General features: G+C 33.9%; 3 protein-coding genes. All 3 read left to right on the top strand.

Annotated features, from left to right (window positions below; translation table 11 throughout):
• The first annotated feature begins 334 nt into the window (after positions 1-334).
• The 3 genes from ACR0QS_RS12220 to ACR0QS_RS12210 all read left to right on the top strand — a co-directional run bounded on the left by ACR0QS_RS12220 (position 335) and on the right by ACR0QS_RS12210 (position 3,020).
• On the top strand, positions 335-1,207 hold the full coding sequence (locus ACR0QS_RS12220) for a flagellin (protein ID WP_432633732.1): 873 nt from the start codon (positions 335-337) through the stop codon (positions 1,205-1,207).
• Between the two features lie 178 nt (positions 1,208-1,385).
• Positions 1,386-2,621, top strand: a complete 1,236-nt coding sequence (ilvA, locus tag ACR0QS_RS12215; RefSeq protein WP_432633731.1) for a threonine ammonia-lyase — start codon at positions 1,386-1,388, stop codon at positions 2,619-2,621.
• A 159-nt stretch (positions 2,622-2,780) separates the two neighbouring features.
• Complete coding sequence (locus ACR0QS_RS12210; RefSeq protein WP_432633730.1) at positions 2,781-3,020, top strand: hypothetical protein; 240 nt, start codon at positions 2,781-2,783, stop codon at positions 3,018-3,020.
• Positions 3,021-3,263 lie beyond the last annotated feature (243 nt).

Below are 3,263 nucleotides of genomic sequence, written 5' to 3'. Positions count from 1 at the left end.
ATTGAAAGACTGTTATATTACTCCAGAAGAATTGGCTCAATATATTTCCGATATAATAATGCAGAGAGTGTTTTTATAAATTAAATAAATTAAAATTAAAGAGGAAAATTAAAATTTGAAAAAGACGAAAAATAAAAAAAACGACTCCGACTAATTATATCGTAAATTAATTGCTATAATTATATTATAAATTGAAAAAATTTGAATAGTTTTACTATAATTCGTATAAATTAATAAATTTTTTAATAACAAAAGATTAAGAATTAAGAATTTATAGCCGATAATATTTATATGTTCAAGGACGGACTAATATAAAAATTCATGGAGGAACCATATGGTTATCAACAACAATATTAGCGCTATAAATGCGCAAAGAACTCTTAAATTCCGCCAAGTTGATTTAAGAAAAGATTCTGCTCAACTTTCAAGCGGTTTAAGAATCAATCAAGCGGGAGACGATGCATCTGGATTAGCTGTTTCCGAAAAAATGCGAACTCAAATTCGCGGTTTGCGTCAAGCTGAAAGAAATACTCAAGACGGCATTTCTTTCATACAAACTACTGAAGGATATTTGGATGAAACTACAAATCTTCTTCAAAGAATCAGAGAGTTGGCAATACAAGCCGCAAACGGTATCTACACTGATGAAGACAGACTTTATGTTCAAATCGAAGTGTCTCAATTAGTGGACGAAATCGACAGAGTGGCTTCTCATGCTCAATTCAACAAACTTAATATGTTGACTGGAAGATTTGCTCGCTCTACAGGAGAAAACAATCCTACGGCTTCTATGTGGTTGCATATCGGCGCAAATATGGACGAAAGAAAACGCGTTTATATAGGCACTATGAACAGTCAAGCGCTCGGACTTAAAAATCCTACGGGACCTGCGATAACGGCTACATTTATAAGCCTTTCAAATCCTACTAAAGCGAACACGGTTATAGGTATGGTTGATGAAGCTCTTCTTAAAGTATTGAAACAAAGAGCGGATTTGGGAGCTTATCAAAACAGATTGGAACTTACGGCTCAAGGCTTAATGGTTGGTTTTGAAAATATGCAAGCCTCAGAAAGCAGAATTAGAGATACGGATATGGCTGAAGCTTCAGTTAAACTTGCTAAAGACCAAATTCTTAATCAAGCTAATTTGTCTATGCTTGCTCAAGCTAATCAGTTACCGCAAGGCGCTCTTAGATTATTACAATAATAATTAAGAATTAACCATAAGTTAGGGAGGCTAAAATTTAGTCTCCCTTTTTTATTACTCTTTTATTTCTTCTAAAAATTTAAAATCTTTTCATTTATTAAAAATAATTTATAATAAATTCTCTTTTATAATAAAAAATATTAAATATAAAAATAAAAAAATAAAATAAGGATAAAAAATGAAACTTATAAATATAGAAAAAATTAAAGAAGCGAGAGAAAGATTAAACGGAGTAATAGCCTATAACAAACTTGCATTCGCTCCTCGTTTAAGTAAAATCGCAAACGCTAAAGTTTTTCTAAAAAAAGAAAATTTACAGCTTACGGGAGCTTTTAAGATTAGAGGGGCTTTCAATAAATTATCAAGTTTGAAAATGGAAGACGAAAGAAATAAAACTAATATTTTAAATCGCGGAGTAATCTGTTCGTCCGCTGGAAATCATGCTCAAGGCGTGGCTTTTAGCGCGAGGCATTTTGGAGTTAGAGCGGTTATCGTTATGCCCGAATCTACTCCGCTGCTTAAAGTTAGCGGAACGCGGGAAATGGGAGCGGAGGTCGTTTTGGCGGGAAACAATTATGACGAAGCTTATGCGGAAGCTTTGAAAATAGCAAAAGAAGAAAATTTAAATTTCATTCATCCATTTGCCGATGCGGATGTGATGGCGGGGCAGGGAACAATCGCACTCGAAATGATTGAAGAAGAAAAACTTGATATTGTTGCGGTTCCAATTGGAGGAGGAGGTTTAATAAGCGGTATTGCAAGCGTTTATAAATCTTTAAGTCCAAAAACAAAAATAATCGGCGTTCAGTCGAAAGGCGCAAACGCTATGATGAAAAGTTTTAAAGAAAAAAATATTCAAAATTCAAAATCGGTTAGAACAATCGCGGACGGAATAGCGGTTCGAGATGTAAACGAAGAAGTATTCGAATGTATTTTAAACGGAGTTGACGATATAGTCGAAGTTGACGATGAAGAAATTGCAAGCGCGATATTATTTCTTTTGGAATCTCAAAAATTACTTGTCGAAGGAGCGGGAGCGGCTGGAGTTGCTGCGATTATGCATAATAAAATACCGTTTACGGAAAATACAAAAGTCGGAACGGTTTTAAGCGGAGGAAATATAGATGTAACCACGCTCAATATGATAATTGAAAAAGGTTTATTCAAATCTCATAGAAAAATGAAAATCGAAGTTGTCCTTATAGATAAACCTGGTAGCATGCAGTCTTTAAGTAATATACTTTCAAACGCTGGGGCAAATATTGTGCAAATAAGCTATGACAGAACTCCAACGGCTTTGGAATACGGCGATGTTCTTATAACTATGGCTCTTGAAATTAAAGGTTTGGAACATAAAAAAATCGTGCTGGATAATTTGAAAAAAGCGAATTATGAATTTAGAGAGATTTTTTAATGTCATTCGCCGAAGGCGTCCCGTAGGGAACGAGGCTATTTATAGCCGAAGTAATCCAATTAAAATAAAATTTTATTTTAAAATTTAATTTTATTAATAGTGGATTTCCACGCCTCTTGCCAAAGGCACGCCTACGGTGTTGAGGCTCGCACACTCTGTGTGCCTATCGGCAATGATGATAAAAATAAATTTGCAATAATCAGTCATTGTCATTACGAGGACGAAGTCCGAAGTAATCCAGTAAAAAGAAATTTTATTATTTTGGATTGCCACGCCTCTTGCCAAAGGCACGCCTACGGTGTTGAGGCTCGCAATGACAAGAAAAATAAAGTTGCAATGACGGAATTATTAAAAATATTTGCAATGGCGGGTAAAAATTCTGTCATTACGAGGCGATAGCCGAAGTAATCCACAGAAAAGAAATTTTATTATTTTGGATTGCCACGCCTCACTCTGTGTGCCTATCGGCAATGACTATTTAAAAAGTGGTGCAATGACAAGAAAAATAAAATAGCAATGACAAAATTTGAAAATAATTGAATTATGTTAACTTTATTTATAAATTCACTTATCTTATTTATGAATTGCTTGGATTATTCCTAACTTTATTATTTTTAATTTCTTAATTTATTATAAATTTCT

This window comes from Brachyspira sp., from assembly GCF_050873525.1.
GTDB lineage: Bacteria > Spirochaetota > Brachyspiria > Brachyspirales > Brachyspiraceae > Brachyspira.
The sequence above is the reverse complement of the archived record's forward strand: the minus strand, read 5'-3'. Positions and strand labels throughout refer to the sequence as shown.

Bases quoted from the DNA above. Each gene is read 5' to 3' on its own strand.
- ilvA (WP_432633731.1), top strand. From the start codon at position 1,386: ATGAAACTTATAAATATAGAAAAAATTAAAGAAGCGAGAGAAAGATTA.
- ACR0QS_RS12220 (WP_432633732.1), top strand. From the start codon at position 335: ATGGTTATCAACAACAATATTAGCGCTATAAATGCGCAAAGAACTCTT.